This is a genomic window from Xenorhabdus ishibashii (genome assembly GCF_002632755.1).
Lineage (GTDB): Bacteria > Pseudomonadota > Gammaproteobacteria > Enterobacterales > Enterobacteriaceae > Xenorhabdus > Xenorhabdus ishibashii.
The window spans coordinates 272847-288237 of record NZ_NJAK01000001.1; the positions used below are offsets into that span (position 1 = coordinate 272847).

The window sequence follows — 15391 nt, forward strand, 5'->3', positions numbered from 1 at the left end:
TTGAAAATGCCATAACTTTCAATTCGATCACGATTTTTGCAACATTTTTTACGACACAATTTCTACAAAATAAGTGGGTTAATATTATGAAAATCATAAAACAGATATTGATTCAGGATCTTAAGCGAATCAACCTTAAAGAACATCGTGATGGTAAAGTACATTTCAACAGCATTTTTATTCGCCATCATCCTTACCTATGTCTGGCAATGGTGGTTGCCTATGCTTTTCTTGCTATGCTCGTGTGGTACGCACCCTATTTTGGTGTCTGGTCTCTTTTTACATTTACTCTAGCTTTTATTGTTATGGCAGCCGTTCTGCTATTTGATATCAAGCCAGTCTATCATTTCGAAGATATTGACGTACTTGATTTACGGGTATGCTATAACGGAGAGTGGTTTGTCAACGAGCAAGTTTCTAAGAAAGCGATCAATAAGATACTCGCTCACCCCCAAGTACCAGGCACAATCAAAGAAGACATCAAGCATATTATGCAGAGGAAACAGGGAATTTGTTTTTATGATGTGTTTATGCTCGCGTGTTCAGAACAATCACCTTATGCTCAATCTACTAACATGCTTAATAAAAGCGCAGGAATCTAGTAAATTCAATGGAATAGTACAATGAAAAACCAACAAGCTCACATGATGAGCAAACAGTAAGGAAAAAGAATTTTTGCGTTGACACTATTCCAGTTCATCGCTAATATTCGCTCCGTTCTCAGGAACAACCCAATTCCTCCATAGTTCAGTCGGTAGAACGGCGGACTGTTAATCCGTATGTCGCTGGTTCAAGTCCAGCTGGAGGAGCCAAATTTGAACATCTCGCTAGATAAGTTAGCGTGATGTTAAGGTTGAGAAAAATAACTTAACCTAAGCCTTATCAAGCGGCTTCCCAATCGGGGAGCCGTTTTTCTATCCTGATTTTCTATTTCCCATTCTTAAAATTACATGTTCTGTGCTCGTGTTACCAGCATCTATTGAAAACCAATCCTGCACATATCTATTTTGTAAAATCTTGCATTGTTTACTTAGCATTCAAAAAAACAGAGATAAATAACAAATAATTTTATTTTTTCGAGAATAAACAACAGCACGTAAATATTATAAAATGAATAAATTTTCAATTTATTAGATATTTTTTAATGAAAACTAACAAAAAAACGCCATTTTGATGAAAAACAGATCGGTCAGTTTTATTTTTAATTTTTTTGCTTTACAAGATCAAACCATTCACTGTAACATTCACCCTGTTTTCAAGAACAACCCAATTCCTCCATAGTTCAGTCGGTAGAACGGCGGACTGTTAATCCGTATGTCGCTGGTTCGAGTCCAGCTGGAGGAGCCAAATTCTTAGAAGTCCCGATTGGCATTGTTTTTCGGTTTTTTTTCTTTTGCATACCGCACGTTATCCATCTTTTTTTCGTTGTAATCGCATTTAGTTTCCATTTCTTTATTCCCCTATTTTTTCTCTATTTCGAGATTTCAAATCGCATTATCAGCGTGATACCTACGCTAAAAACATAAATAAGATCAAAAACAACCCAATGAGTACATATTGCGAGCAATCAAACAGTTATTGCTATTTTCTGCTTTGACAAACGTAAAAAATGCCGTTAATATTTGCCCCGTCTTGAAGGAGTTCCTCCATAGTTCAGTCGGTAGAACGGCGGACTGTTAATCCGTATGTCACTGGTTCGAGTCCAGTTGGAGGAGCCAAATATTCTGAAGAGCCTGATTGGTTTAACTAATCAGGCTTTTTGCTTTTCTGTTTTCTATCTTTCCCCTCCTTAACGCTTTTACTTTTCAGGGATCTTTCTTCTGATTTTTTTCTTCGGTTACTTACTCCCATCCCCTACTTCTGTTCCCCGATTTACCGTAACCAGTCAGTTTCAAGTCAAAAAACACCCGTGGCGTACAGATTATCAGCAACCAAACAGTTATAACCATTTTCTGCTTTGACAAACGTAAAAAATGCCGTTAATATTCGCCCCGTCTTGAAGGAGTTCCTCCATAGTTCAGTCGGTAGAACGGCGGACTGTTAATCCGTATGTCGCTGGTTCGAGTCCAGCTGGAGGAGCCAAATTCAATTCACCCTCGTGTTATTACTTCTCGTTTTTCCTTGCTTGATATGATATTTTTCTCTGAATACCCTCACCCAAATAGACTTAAAATTCTAATTTTTCAAAATTCAGAGAATATTATCATTCAATAATAGCTATTTAGCTATTTTCACTTTATCATTCTCCTCCGGCTTGAGGATTGCTGAATCAGCATCCATCATTTTTCACTTATATTCCGGAGCCGGTTCCATGACCACTGAATCATATACAATTAAAATCCGCCGCCCTGACGACTGGCATGTCCATTTTCGTGATGGTGAGATGCTAAAAACCATTGTACCCCATACCAGCCGTTTTTTTGGCCGAGCTATCGTCATGCCTAACCTTGTCCCTCCAGTGACAGATGTTGCCAGCGCCAAAGCCTACAAAGAGAGAATAATTGCAGCTACTCCGTCAGATCATCATTTCCAACCTCTTATGACTTGTTACCTGACAGATTCAACAGCCAGCGATCAAATTGAGCTTGGCTATAGAGAAGGTATTTTTACCGCCTGCAAACTCTATCCCGCCAATGCAACAACGAATTCCAGTCACGGTGTTTCTGATATCCACAAGATCTACCCATTATTGGAAACCATGGAAAAAATAGGTATGCCGCTGCTGATCCACGGGGAAGTTACCGACTCTCATATTGATATTTTTGACCGTGAAGCGCGCTTTATCGAACAAATATTGGAACCATTACGTCAACAATTTCCTGAATTAAAAGTTGTTTTCGAGCATATTACAACCAAAGAAGCCGCAGAATACGTTCTTGAAGGCAGCGATAAATTAGGTGCGACACTGACACCGCAGCACTTAATGTTCAATCGCAATCATATGCTGGTTGGTGGTATTCGTCCCCACCTTTACTGCTTACCTGTACTAAAACGCAACATTCATCAGGAAGCGCTGCGAGCAGCAGTTGCCAGTGGCTGTAACCGCTTTTTCTTAGGCACGGATTCCGCTCCCCATGTATCGCACCGTAAGGAATCCTCTTGTGGCTGTGCGGGTGTTTTCAATGCTCCAACCGCCCTGGCAGCTTACGCTACTGTTTTTGAAGAAATAGGTGCAATGAAATATTTCGAATCCTTCTGTTCCCTAAATGGCCCTGCATTTTACGGTTTGCCAGTTAATGATGGATTTATTGAACTCACCCGCCAACCAACTCCAGTTGTTGAATACATCGAATGTGGTGGCGAAAAGTTAATTCCATTCCTTGCCGGAGAAGATGCAGGATGGAATGTAAGGGTATGTAAATAATTTTATCACGCTCTTTCGTGCGGAAACTGTTCTTTCTTTCCGCACACTGCCAGCGGCCTTATAAAAAGCAGAAATGGCCAATAATGATCCCCTTCAGCTCTGATGCAAAAAATCCTGCTTTTTTCACTTCGTAGATGGCCAAAAAGGTTTATACTGCTAAAGGCTTGTCTTAGACGAGACCTTTTGCTCTTAGTCAATTATATCAATAATGATTCTGTAGTCTGATTAGGAGGTTATATGGGAAAAGAAAATGAAATAATTCAAACACACCCTGTTGTAGGCTGGGATATCAGTACTGTCGATGCCTATGACGCTATGATGATACGCCTTCATTACTCATCCACCCAAGATCAAACCACAGAAAATGTCAGTGTTGACAAAACGTTATGGTTAACAACTGGTGTAGCTAAACAGCTTATCCTCATTTTACAAGCTGGGATTGAAAAAATAGAATCCTCAGAATACAGCCAACTTGATCATATTAAACATTAGCGATAAATAATTCTAACACTTCCAACACATTCGGACACTCAATATATTGAGTGTCCCAAATGAACAACTGAACGCCTATCAATCAAAAAATTATCCATATGGTTTATTATCCTTCATAATATTGTATTAAGTGCTCAAGTTGCCAAGCAACGACAATAGAATAAACTCCCATTCACATAATTGTTATGTGAATGGGATAAGTAAACACAGAAAATAAAGCTGCGATTTGAAAAATGGAAAAGAATACTACTTAAAACACGATTATTTAATAGATTGCAGTGATGTAATATTCAAACCATCATTTAATCGATAGCGGGATTTATTAAAAATCTTTGTTCCATTCTCTCTTCCGGCACGACGAATCCGCTGTGCTTCTTCTGGCAGTTTCATCTCTTCACGGCAAGCATCACTACAACAACCTTCGAAACGCACTGCACAAGATGGGCACTGAATAAATAACAAATGGCAACCATCGTTCTTACAGTTGGTATGGCTATCACACGTCGTGCCGCATTGGTGACAGTGAGCAATAACATCTTCAGTAATACGCTCCCCCATACGCTCATCAAAGACAAAGTTTTTGCCAACAAACCGAACTGATAATTCTTGCTCTTTCGCTTTACGGGCATATTCAATAATACCACCTTCTACGTGGTAAACTTTGTTAAAGCCGTTATGCAGCATATAAGCACTTGCTTTTTCGCAACGAATTCCGCCAGTACAATACATAACAATATTTTTATCTTTATTGTCCTTCAGCATTTCTACAGCCATTGGTAACTGCTCACGAAACGTATCCGATGGAACTTCAATCGCGTTTTCGAAATGCCCAACTTCATACTCATAGTGGTTACGCATATCGACAAAGACGGTATCAGGATCATCCAACATTTGGTTAACCTGTTCCGCTTTCAGGTATTCGCCTGTTTTGGATGGATCAAAAGTTTCATCTTCAATACCATCTGCAACAATGCGCTCACGCACTTTCATACGCAATACCCAGAATGATTTACCGTCATCTTCCAGCGCAATATTAAGGCGTAAATTATATAATGCCGGATCTGTCTCATCCAACAATGCCTTCAATGCATCGACATTTTTGGAAGGCACACTAATTTGGGCATTGATACCTTCTCTGGCGATATAAACCCGCCCAAAGACAGATAACTCGGTAAACTTTTGATACAGGCTATCGCGAAAAGTCTGTGGTGCGGAAATAGTGAAATATTTATAAAAAGAGATAGTAGTGCGCGGCTCAATTTCAGCCAACATGCGCTCTTTCAGCTCTTTATTAGAAATACGGTTATGTAACACTGGCATGGTGTACTTTCCTGAATTTCGATTAAAAAATAAAAAATTCAATGGTCGTCCCATTGATAGCTGGATATCATAACGAAAATGGCTGTTAGCAGGTAGTGATTTATGTTTTTCCATCGCGCCACTCTTGTGGGATGGTAACTATGATGCGGTCAGAAATGGCAAAACCTTGTCAAACAGTAAATCTGGAGAACAAATTGTCACCAAATTAAATATTTAGTGCCTCAAAATTTCGATATTCCACTAAAAAGTGTCACAATACACCGATACGATTTTTAGAGTCTATCTTAGGCATCTATGATTCAGACAGATCAAACCGATTCAAAATAACAAATAACACACTGAAAACACATGATACAAGCACCTCCTTTTTGTCGTTCACTGTTACATCCCCGCCACTGGCTGACTTGGCTAGGTATTGGCATACTTTACTTACTGGTTTTACTACCTTACCCAGCAATTTATTGGATGGGAACCCGACTTGGTCGACTGTCGCTACGTTTCTTGAAAAAACGAGCCAAAATTGCAGAGCGCAATCTGGCACTGTGTTTCCCTGATATGCCAGCAGAGAACAGACGTGAATGGCTAGTCAGAAATTTCGAATCTGTTGGAATGGGCGTGTTTGAGACCGGAATGGCTTGGTTTTGGCCTGATTGGCGGATAAAACGCTGGTTCAAAGTCACCGGAAGGGAACATATCCAAAAAGTACAATCCACAGGCCAAGGAATTATCGTCATTGGTATCCATTTCTTAACACTGGAATTGGGGGCGCGTATTTTTGGTATGCTGAACCCGGGTATTGGTGTTTATCGTCCAAATGACAATCCTGTCATGGATTGGCTACAAACTTGGGGACGCCTTCGTTCCAATAAATATATGCTGGACAGGAAAGATGTTAAGGGCATGATCCGATGCCTAAAAAATGGTGAAATTGTTTGGTACGCTCCTGATCACGATTATGGCCCACGTAACAGTGTATTTGCCCCATTGTTCGCTGTTGAACATGCTGCAACCACGACTGGAACCTCAATTCTCGTCCGTTTGGCCAAACCTGCACTGATCCCTTTTACTCCTCGAAGGTTACCCAATGGAGAGGGTTATGAGTTAATTATTCAGCCTGCTGTAGAAAATTTTCCTCTACAAGATGAAGTAGAAGCAGCAACATTTATGAATAAAGTGATCGAAAAGGAAATTATGCAGGCACCTGATCAATATATGTGGTTGCATCGTCGTTTCAAAACTCGCCCTAAAGGTATGCCATCTTTGTATGGTGACAACAATAACATCCACTGATAAACATTATCTGGCTGTTTTCCAACATATCACTATCGTTGGTCATCTGCTCCACTATTTTGCTTGTTTTTATAATCCCCATCCGCCGTTTGATGGGCTGACTGCATGAAGAAGAAAAATCTTAAGTAACTTAGACTTTGGTTAAATTGCCACTAACATTCCATACCCGAATCAAAGATATTTAGTGGCATTTTATCCAACATTCACATTGGCTACATAACATTATTATAATCACCAAATGTTTCATTTCATGGAAAACACATCTTGAATAATTACAAGTTATTACCAGCTTTAGTGTCAATATTGCAAACCCTTAATCTGACTGAATCTTCAAAGCAATTAGGTGTTACACAATCAGCAATGAGCAAAATATTACATCAACTGCGTGAAGATTTTCATGACAAAATTATTGTGAGGGAAGCAAATCAATTTATTCTCACCCAAAAAGGCGAAAAATTGAAAGAAAAGCTTCCGGCATTGATGCAGCAATTAGATAACCTCTATATACCAGAGGTAATGGAACCAAGCCTTTGTAAGAGAAAATTCATCTTAGCATCCAGTGATTATGTCGCCCAGGCCATCTTGCCAACGATAATTTCTAACATTGAAGTTGATGCTCCTAACGTGAGTACTGAATATAAATTGTGGCATAAAGAAAATTTGCATAAGTTTGCTGAGCAAGATATTGATTTAATCGCGACCATTGCCGATTCGATACCTGATAACTTATACGGCAAAATGATGGCTGAAGACCAACTCGCCGTTGTATTTAGGAATACACACTCCAAAGCTAATAGCAATATGACTATTAATGACTATATAGAAGGACGACATATTCTGATTAGTGGTGGCGGAGATAAAGATAGCTCTGTAGATCGTACGTTAGCAATGATGAACCTAAATCGTCACATTTACACTACAGTTCCTTTTTTTCAGGCTGCCATTGAATTATTATTAAAAACAGACACCATGCTAACCATACCGCTGCATATTGCTGCTGATTTTGCTCAAAACTATGATTTACAAATAAGACGCTTACCTATTGATATTAAAACACAACAATACTATTTGCTATGGCATGCTAAACATCACCAAGATCCAGAGCATAGATGGTTTAGGGATATCTGTTTTCTTCTGATCAAAGCTCATCTTAAAAGAACTATCGAACATGGCATGAAATTAATTCATACCTATAAGTAGATTTTTCGTCTTTTTTATATGACCTTGTTACATTAATATAATCAGCACTTTTTCATATAGATAGTAACATCAGTTATTTTTAATTTTATAATGGTAATAAATATGCTTTCTATAGAAACACTAGTTACATTTATCGGTATTTCAACCTTCCTATGCTTCTTGCCAGGACCTGATAATCTTTTAGTTTTAAGCCAGTCTGCAATAAATGGGTATAAATCTGGGATATTCATTACCATTGGCCTATGCATTGGATTAATAATACATACTTCTTTAGTTTCATTAGGCATTGCAGCAATAATACAAGCTAATACAGTAGCCTTTGAAATTATCAGACTATTTGGCGTTTTTTATTTAAGCTATCTGGCTTTGGGAGCCTTTAAAGCAAGACCAATTCATCTCAAAAGTAACACCGACAGTTTTAATGATACAAAAAAACTCATTAAAAAAGGTTTATTTATGAATTTATCAAATCCTAAAGTAATTATTTTCTTTTTGGCTTTTCTGCCTCAATTCACTACTGATAATGCAATCACCATTCCAGTGTCTCTTCAACTATTATATCTAGGTTTACTATTTGCCATAATTGCTTTTATTATATTCTCTCTAATATCCTATTTATCTGGCTTTTTAAATAAAGCGATATCCAGCAAACCATCAATACAGATTATCTTTCATAGAATTACCTGTTTGATATTTATAGCATTAGCCATTAACTTATGTATTATCCAGTTTTAAACAGAAATGTATCGCATGCTCTTAAATCATATTTGGCAAGATCGAATGCCCCTGTCAGTTGCTGCTAAATTTGCGAATCCTTTCGCCATTTTCAGCATCCTTACACACTATTTCACCGTTTTTTTACATTTAAGAGACCAATTTAAACTTATGTTAATTGCCAGTTAGATTAATTAATAGTAAGAATAACAAGCATCTTTAATATCAGAATAAGAATAACCATTTCCTTGTTCTTTTTCTAATTTCTGCCTTGTTTCCCTATAGCAACGGCGTTTATTCTGCTCTATGAAATGCTGCATAATGTCCGGCTTATGGGAATACCCATTCCAGCCATAAGAAAGTTCCCTGCTCTTTTTATCAAGTCCATTATAATGCTTATTAAATTTATCATTATATTCTTTTTGTTCATTCTCCCGCTTTTCAGCTAAGGCATTATCTTTAGCCAGTTTTTCCGTATTCCAGCTTCCACGATCCAGAGTGTTCCTCTTTTTCAGGTACTCTTCTGAAGGTTTGTTATCCGCTGGTATATCGCTTTTGTAGCTTAGATCCAATGCCAGAGCTTGAGAAAACCACACTAACAGAATAAAAAATAGACAATGAAATCCTTTGATTTTCATATTTTTCCTTATTGGGACTATAACAAAGAACTATTATTAATCATTATCACACTGTGCATCATGACTTCCAGAGGAGGTTTAAGTCTTCGCCAACGGCTAGTGGCTTCAATCAATAAAAATCTCAAACATCTTTTGACTTGTGCCTTATAGCAATGACGTTTAGTTTGCTCTCTGAAAACGGCTAGTTTTATTTCATGATGTGTTCTATGCGTTCTAGATCTCGTGTCAGGCCTTGTGAATTAGGGGAGTAATCCTTAAAGCTAAAGCTGTTCGACCTATGCCAATCAGAAGATCGCTTATTATACTCTTTCCGTTCATTTTCCAGCTTTTCGGCTAAAACATTATCTTTAACCAATTTCTCCCTTTCCCAATTTCCATCGTGCAATTTGTCCCTTTTTTTCAGGTATTCTTCTGAGGGTTTGTTATCCACAGGTATATCACCCTGGTAGCTTAAATCCAAAGCCTGAGCTTGAGCTTGAGCTTGAGCTTGAGCTTGAGAAAACCACACTGACAAAATAAAAAATAGGCAATGGGAACCTTTGATTTTCATATCCTTCCTTAGTGAAACTATAACAAAAGATTATTATTTAATAACCATTATCACCTAAGGTCAACACTATAATTGCTGTGCATTTTGCAACCAAATAAAATAACTCTTTATAAATCAATGTCATTTCAACATTCTGTATTTTGTTTTTCATTAGGGTCTGTTGATGTTTTAAGGTCATAATTCATTCAACCCACATGGGCAACCAGACAATGATAAACGCCAGAGCCAACATACTGGCGTAATTCCGTTCAAGCTTATCGTATCTTGTTGCTATTGCACGAAAATGTTTAACCCTAGCGAACGCATTCTCCACCAAATGACGATAACGATATAAACATTTATCAATCTGTTTATCCGATTTTCGGCTATTTTTCCGGTAGGGAATAATCGGTGTTGCTCCTTGCTGTTCAATATGATTTCTGAAAGCCTGACTGTCGTACCCTTTGTCAGCTATCACAAAGTCCGAAGGGGGCGATTGTTCGACTAAACTTTCAGCATGAACAATGTCATGCACTTGTCCCCCGGACAATTCAAAATGAACAGGCAAGCCATAACTATCGACGGCCAAATGAATTTTGGTTGAACGTCCACCACAACTTTTGCCAATCGCCTCATCATCATCTGAAGCCGCTCCGGCACTGTGCTGATGAGCACGGACGATACTCCCATCAATAAACAACCATTCCCTATCAGCAAACCCAGATAACCACTTGAAAATGAGCTGTAAAACCCCTTTCTTTGACCACGCATTGAAACGTTGAAAGACACTATTCCATTTGCCGAATTCTGGCGGTAAATCGCGCCAGGGAACGCTCGTTCTCATTCGGTAAAGAATGCCTTCAACGGTCAAACGGTGTTCAGGTTTGTGATAAATCCAACCCGCATGTTGCATTAACGCAGATAGCTTATTCCATTGGAGATCTGTTAACATAGTTCGCGGCATGATGGTGAGGTCTGGTTGTTTTTTGGCGAAAGTAATTATACCAAATCATCATGCTATCTAATAATCCCTCACAAAACATCAACACGCCCTATAAAAATTAAGTGAGATTTTGATGCATCCATATCCTATTTATCACGTCGATGCCTTTACGGAAAAATCGTTTTCTGGCAATCCCGCTGCGGTTGTCTTGCTGGATAAATGGCCAACAGATGAAACACTGATTTCTATCGCTGCTGAAATTGGCCTGCCAGAGACCGCTTTTCTGGTAGAAAATCACCTACGCTGGTTTACACCTAAAGTCGAAGTAGATCTATGTGGGCATGCAACGCTGGCGACCGCATTTGTCCTTATAACCCATCGCAACATCCAAGAGAAGTTACTCACATTCAAAAGCCGCTCCGGTGAACTCCGAGTTTCCCATCAAGATGGTGTTTTTACATTGGATTTCCCTGTCGCTGAGTGCCATGAAGAAAATGCGCTCATCCCTGTTATACAGGACGCTCTGGGACAAAATGTTTCCGCAGTATTGGCTTCACATGATCGTTATATTTGTGTTTTGGATTCCGTAGAACAAATCATCAATACCCAACCCGATTTTAATAAGATTGCTGCCCTGCCCTTGCCAGGACTTACCATTACCGCTCTCGGTGATTCGTCCACTGATTTCGTTTCTCGCTATTTTGCACCAGCTAAAGGTGTCAATGAAGATCCTGTTACAGGCTCCAGCCACTGTGTTCTTGCCCCTTTTTGGGGAAAACGCCTCAATAAAACTGAGCTTCATGCCCGCCAATTATCAGAACGAGGTGGTGAGCTGTTATGTCGAATAGCGGGGAAGCGTGTCTACCTGACAGGTAAAGCAAAACTTTTTTCACATGGTCAGATAGTGATCGAAAATATATAACTTCTTATTTTTGATATAAATATCGTCTTATAGCCATTTAGAGAGTTCATTGAGTATGGTCAGCGGAATAAATTCTACTGACCAATAATGACGACCATCTATATTAACTTTGATTACACACCAGTAGATCTGAATTAATTTCCGAGATTGATCTCGCTCCGGTTAAGGTCATCGCTACCCGCATCTCTTTCTCAATCAGATCCAGCAAATTAGAAACTCCCGCTTCACCTGCCGCAGCCAACGCATAGACAAAAGCACGCCCCAGCAAAACACTATCCGCGCCCAGGGCAATCATTCTCACCACATCCAATCCGGTTCGAATACCAGAATCAGTAAGAATAGTAATGTCATTTTTGACTGCATCCACAATCGCAGGTAAGGCGCGTACCGTTGACAAAACACCATCAAGCTGGCGTCCACCATGATTTGAAACCACAATACCATCAGCCCCAAAACGAACCGCATCTTTAGCATCTTCAGGATCAAGGATGCCTTTTATAATCATTGGCCCTTTCCAGAAGTCACGTATCCACTCCAAATCTTTCCATGAGATTGATGGATCAAAATTATTTCCCAACCAGCCAATATAATCTTCCAAGTTAGTCGGTTTGCCACGATATGCAGAAATATTACCCAGATCATGTGGCTTACCCCACAATCCTACATCCCATGCCCATTGAGGATGAGTTATCGCCTGCAAAATACGACGCATGGCTGCATTCGGGCCACTCATACCGGAATGTGCATCACGATAACGCGCCCCAGGTACTGGCATATCAACGGTAAATACCAGATTTTTAACTCCCGCAGCCTGTGCCCTTTCCAGTACATTGCGCATAAAACCACGATCTTTTAGCACATAGAGCTGAAACCAGATTGGGCGATCTATTACAGGAGCGACTTCTTCAATCGGGCATACTGATACCGTCGACAAAGTAAACGAGATCCCCTTTTTGGCGGCGGCACGTGCAGCTTGCACTTCACCACGACGCGCATACATTCCTGTCAACCCAACAGGACCAAGTGTCACCGGCATTGACATCTTCTCGCCGAATAAGCTGGTTTCCAGACTTAATTTGGACATATCTCTCAATACACGCTGACGTAATTCAATATTAGATAAGTCTGCGGTATTACGTTTAAGGGTATGCTCTGCGTAAGCTCCGCCATCAATATAGTGGAACAGAAAAGGCGGTAATTTAGCTTGTGCTGCATCCCGATAATCAGTTGAAGCGGAAATAATCATAATATCTTACCCTAATGTTGGAAAGTTATTCTCATATTTTATGGCATACTATTTCGTCTGGTCATCGTTATCCCCAACATATTAAACGTTATCAGGCCGTTCTACACTAACAATAAAATCATCAAAATAAGCATATTGTTCCACTGGTGGCGCCCAATCTAGCGTAGAACCACCAAAAAAAGAGCTCCATTTTATTGCATCAATAAAAACCTCATTTTTGTTTCTCAACTTAAGATTATCCGTTCTAAAAACTTGTTGATTATCGACGTATTGGATATAAATACCATTATGCTTACCGATACTATTCAGCTTTATATATTGTGTTAGGGTATACCAAATATTTTTCTTTAAATAGGTTGCTAATTTAACGTAATCGCCACATTGTTCATTTTTTTCTGGGTAATAGAGATAACCAAATAATTCACCGGCTTTTCTCCACATCAAACGACTGCTGAAACCATCGAAACTGTTATTATCAATACAACCTGATGGATGATCGCCACCAGCTAACCCTGGCAATTTCCCACCTTTAATCCACATAAATTCTTTACTGAACATCACCCTATACTGTAACCATAATGCTTCATGCTGACCATTAATCGGTGCATTGAATGAGGTAGCAGCCTCAGAACCAACAGCATTAGCAAGATAAGTGAGTTCTAACACTTTGTTATTATCATCTTGGGGATCAATAACAATATTTAATCTTCCCTGACGAAGACCAGACGATAATGTTGGTGAAATACCCCAATCGGATTTGAAATCTTTGGCAGAATATTGCCCTATCTTGTGTGCAAAATTTACATTAATCAAATCATCATTATTTGCATTAGATACAAGAGAGGAATGAATTGGCACCATAATTAAATCCTTAGTACATTATATTTTCACATAAAACTCCAAATAACATAAGAAAAAACCTTCCTAAATATATTTTTATATTGTTTCCATTTTTTATATAGTCAAACTTTATAACCAAAAAACCATATTTAAAATAACTCACTGGTCTTTTATATTTCATATCACCCTCCAGAATAAGACTAATAAACTGGAGGGTTGGAAGATATCATCTATCTATTCTTATTCTGATAGTATACTTTCCAGAATATCATAAACAGGTAACAAACGAGTGAATCCATCCCGATCAAGGAAATGTCCACCATTAGAAATATTAATCACTTCTGTTTGCAAAGAATTAGCCAAAGCCTGGGAGGATTGCGGAGAAACAATATCATCATTAGAAGAAATAAGTGAAAAACGGTGTCCGGTTATCTCGCGCAAGAAAGCATAATCTAATGGTTCAGCAGTAAAAGGATCTAATTCTGGTAAAGTAATTTGAGGAGAGTCAAATCCAGAAACCAAAATATATCCACCAATATGAAGATGCTGAAAACGCATCGATTCTAAATGCCGCAATAGCGTGATACAACCGAGACTATGACCGATAAAAATCGAGTTTTTGTCTATCTCAGGCACGATATCTATCAGCATATTTGCCCATGATTCAGGTTTAGGAGATGATGTATCAGGCATTGTAGGTATGATAACTTCCGCACCTTGTTCAGTAAGTTTATCTTTCAGCCAAGGGAACCAATGTGATGAAGGCGAAGCAGTATATCCATGAACAATAATTATTTTTTTGCCCGAAAACCGCCCTTGACCACTTATTTTTTCTGATATCACTAACTTTCTCCTATTTAATAAATTAACGCGATGCTCGACTTTAACACCCTATAACCTTGGCTTGTTGGAGCCAGTCGCGTTGATTTTTTCCTTGTTTAAAATTGGCAAAAATACCCAACGTGTGAGAAAGCAGTTTTCTGGCTATTCGATTACTCAAGTGCCACAAGTCCCGTGCCCAGCACTTTTCGATAGCAAATTGCCCGGCGAGTTGGCCAATGACGGTTTCAATTAAACGTCGCCTGGCATTAATGCGCTTTCTCGTCTCTCTGGGGACAGGGTCATCCATATTGGCACGCACCGGGGTTATCATTTCAATGCCTTCTTTTTTCATTTCTTGTTTAAATTCAGTACCTAAATACCCTTTATCACCCAGCAAATAGCCTTTTATCGGGCCGATTACATCCCAGGTTGCTTCACGCTCACTGACATTGGCGGGTGTCAGCGTAAACCCCGTTACCACGCCGGTTTCATCTATCATAAGATGCCCTTTAAAGCCGTAGTAAGTTTCGTTTTTGGCGGCGCAGTACCCATAATCGGCTTGTCCTTTAAAGTTGGCACTGCCTTTTGCTCTTTTGAATCCACAGACGGACAGCGGAAATCCGTCGATAATATGTACCGGCTTGTCGAACGCGCCCAATAATCTCGCCAGCTTTTCTTGCAGTTTTTGTTTGACAACCCAAAGATTAGAGGCTTGTTTGGCAAAGTTAGCGCGTGAACCTAACCCCGGAAACCATGCGCGCCAGTGGGTACAAAAATACGTCCAAATGCCTTTATCTGTTGAAAATCCTAAGAATTCACCAATCACTTCCATCGCGATGACTTCCGCATCACTCAACTTAGGTGGGATCCCCCGGCTCCTCAATCGTGTGCCTTGCTGTAACGCTGTTAAATTATCGTCTACCCAACAAAACACCCAAATGATAAAATCTTGCTGTGACATAGCCCTTGTTCCTTTATTTCTCTCAGTTTGGCGACTTAAAGTTATAAAGGAGTGGCTATGTCATTTCAACTCACCTCGAAAGTCGAGCATCGCGTTAAATTATCTATTTA

15 protein-coding genes and 4 tRNA genes are annotated in these 15391 nt (G+C 39.3%); 11 read left to right on the forward strand and 8 right to left on the reverse strand.

Annotated features, from left to right (window positions below):
* The first annotated feature begins 86 nt into the window (after nucleotides 1-86).
* From Xish_RS01120 to bssS, 7 genes are all read left to right on the forward strand, one after another.
* Nucleotides 87-602 (forward strand): YlaC family protein, encoded by a 516-nt coding sequence (locus tag Xish_RS01120; protein WP_099116339.1) that lies wholly within the window; start codon nucleotides 87-89, stop codon nucleotides 600-602.
* A 134-nt stretch (nucleotides 603-736) separates the two neighbouring features.
* Nucleotides 737-812, forward strand: a tRNA-Asn gene (locus Xish_RS01125).
* 459 nt (nucleotides 813-1271) lie between these two features.
* A tRNA-Asn gene (locus tag Xish_RS01130) sits at nucleotides 1272-1347 on the forward strand.
* Between the two features lie 295 nt (nucleotides 1348-1642).
* A tRNA-Asn gene (locus Xish_RS01135) sits at nucleotides 1643-1718 on the forward strand.
* 288 nt (nucleotides 1719-2006) lie between these two features.
* Nucleotides 2007-2082 (forward strand) — tRNA-Asn (locus Xish_RS01140).
* Between the two features lie 229 nt (nucleotides 2083-2311).
* The gene (pyrC, locus tag Xish_RS01145; RefSeq protein WP_099116340.1) at nucleotides 2312-3364 is read left to right on the forward strand and encodes a dihydroorotase; all 1053 of its coding nucleotides are present in this window, start codon (nucleotides 2312-2314) and stop codon (nucleotides 3362-3364) included.
* Nucleotides 3365-3601: 237 nt separating this feature from the next.
* Nucleotides 3602-3856, forward strand: coding sequence for a biofilm formation regulator BssS (bssS, locus tag Xish_RS01150; protein WP_099116341.1), 255 nt, complete (start codon nucleotides 3602-3604; stop codon nucleotides 3854-3856).
* A 261-nt stretch (nucleotides 3857-4117) separates the two neighbouring features.
* Here the strand turns inward: bssS and trhO are convergent, their stop codons facing one another.
* Complete coding sequence (trhO, locus tag Xish_RS01155; RefSeq protein ID WP_099116342.1) at nucleotides 4118-5176, reverse strand: oxygen-dependent tRNA uridine(34) hydroxylase TrhO; 1059 nt, start codon at nucleotides 5174-5176, stop codon at nucleotides 4118-4120.
* A gap of 348 nt (nucleotides 5177-5524) precedes the next feature.
* Between trhO and Xish_RS01160 the strand changes: the two genes are divergently transcribed.
* The 3 genes from Xish_RS01160 (at nucleotide 5525) to Xish_RS01170 (ending at nucleotide 8401) form a co-directional block, all read left to right on the forward strand.
* Nucleotides 5525-6466, forward strand: coding sequence for a Kdo(2)-lipid IV(A) acyltransferase (locus Xish_RS01160; protein WP_099116343.1), 942 nt, complete (start codon nucleotides 5525-5527; stop codon nucleotides 6464-6466).
* A 264-nt stretch (nucleotides 6467-6730) separates the two neighbouring features.
* On the forward strand, nucleotides 6731-7666 hold the full coding sequence (locus Xish_RS01165) for a LysR family transcriptional regulator (protein ID WP_099116344.1): 936 nt from the start codon (nucleotides 6731-6733) through the stop codon (nucleotides 7664-7666).
* A gap of 102 nt (nucleotides 7667-7768) precedes the next feature.
* On the forward strand, nucleotides 7769-8401 hold the full coding sequence (locus Xish_RS01170) for a LysE family translocator (RefSeq protein ID WP_167383197.1): 633 nt from the start codon (nucleotides 7769-7771) through the stop codon (nucleotides 8399-8401).
* 173 nt (nucleotides 8402-8574) lie between these two features.
* On the opposite strand, the gene Xish_RS01175 is transcribed toward Xish_RS01170, so the two are convergent.
* The 3 genes from Xish_RS01175 to Xish_RS01185 all read right to left on the reverse strand — a co-directional run bounded on the left by Xish_RS01175 (nucleotide 8575) and on the right by Xish_RS01185 (nucleotide 10511).
* Nucleotides 8575-9018, reverse strand: coding sequence for a hypothetical protein (locus tag Xish_RS01175; protein ID WP_099116346.1), 444 nt, complete (start codon nucleotides 9016-9018; stop codon nucleotides 8575-8577).
* A gap of 187 nt (nucleotides 9019-9205) precedes the next feature.
* Entirely contained in the window at nucleotides 9206-9568 is a 363-nt protein-coding gene (locus Xish_RS01180) for a hypothetical protein (protein WP_244185870.1), read from the reverse strand.
* 181 nt (nucleotides 9569-9749) lie between these two features.
* Nucleotides 9750-10511, reverse strand: coding sequence for an IS5 family transposase (locus tag Xish_RS01185; RefSeq protein ID WP_099116347.1), 762 nt, complete (start codon nucleotides 10509-10511; stop codon nucleotides 9750-9752).
* A 112-nt stretch (nucleotides 10512-10623) separates the two neighbouring features.
* Here Xish_RS01185 and Xish_RS01190 point away from each other — a divergent pair, with 112 nt between their 5' ends.
* Nucleotides 10624-11412 carry a PhzF family phenazine biosynthesis protein gene (locus Xish_RS01190; protein WP_099116348.1) on the forward strand — a complete coding sequence of 263 codons (789 nt, stop codon included), beginning with the start codon at nucleotides 10624-10626 and terminating at the stop codon, nucleotides 11410-11412.
* A gap of 103 nt (nucleotides 11413-11515) precedes the next feature.
* Here the strand turns inward: Xish_RS01190 and lldD are convergent, their stop codons facing one another.
* The 4 genes from lldD to Xish_RS01210 all read right to left on the reverse strand — a co-directional run bounded on the left by lldD (nucleotide 11516) and on the right by Xish_RS01210 (nucleotide 15281).
* Entirely contained in the window at nucleotides 11516-12658 is a 1143-nt protein-coding gene (lldD, locus tag Xish_RS01195; protein WP_099116349.1) for an FMN-dependent L-lactate dehydrogenase LldD, read from the reverse strand.
* 81 nt (nucleotides 12659-12739) lie between these two features.
* Nucleotides 12740-13519, reverse strand: coding sequence for a polysaccharide lyase (locus Xish_RS01200; protein WP_099116350.1), 780 nt, complete (start codon nucleotides 13517-13519; stop codon nucleotides 12740-12742).
* A gap of 219 nt (nucleotides 13520-13738) precedes the next feature.
* Nucleotides 13739-14341 carry an RBBP9/YdeN family alpha/beta hydrolase gene (locus Xish_RS01205; RefSeq protein ID WP_244185871.1) on the reverse strand — a complete coding sequence of 201 codons (603 nt, stop codon included), beginning with the start codon at nucleotides 14339-14341 and terminating at the stop codon, nucleotides 13739-13741.
* A 40-nt stretch (nucleotides 14342-14381) separates the two neighbouring features.
* Complete coding sequence (locus Xish_RS01210; protein ID WP_099116351.1) at nucleotides 14382-15281, reverse strand: IS982 family transposase; 900 nt, start codon at nucleotides 15279-15281, stop codon at nucleotides 14382-14384.
* Between the last annotated feature and the right edge of the window lie 110 nt (nucleotides 15282-15391).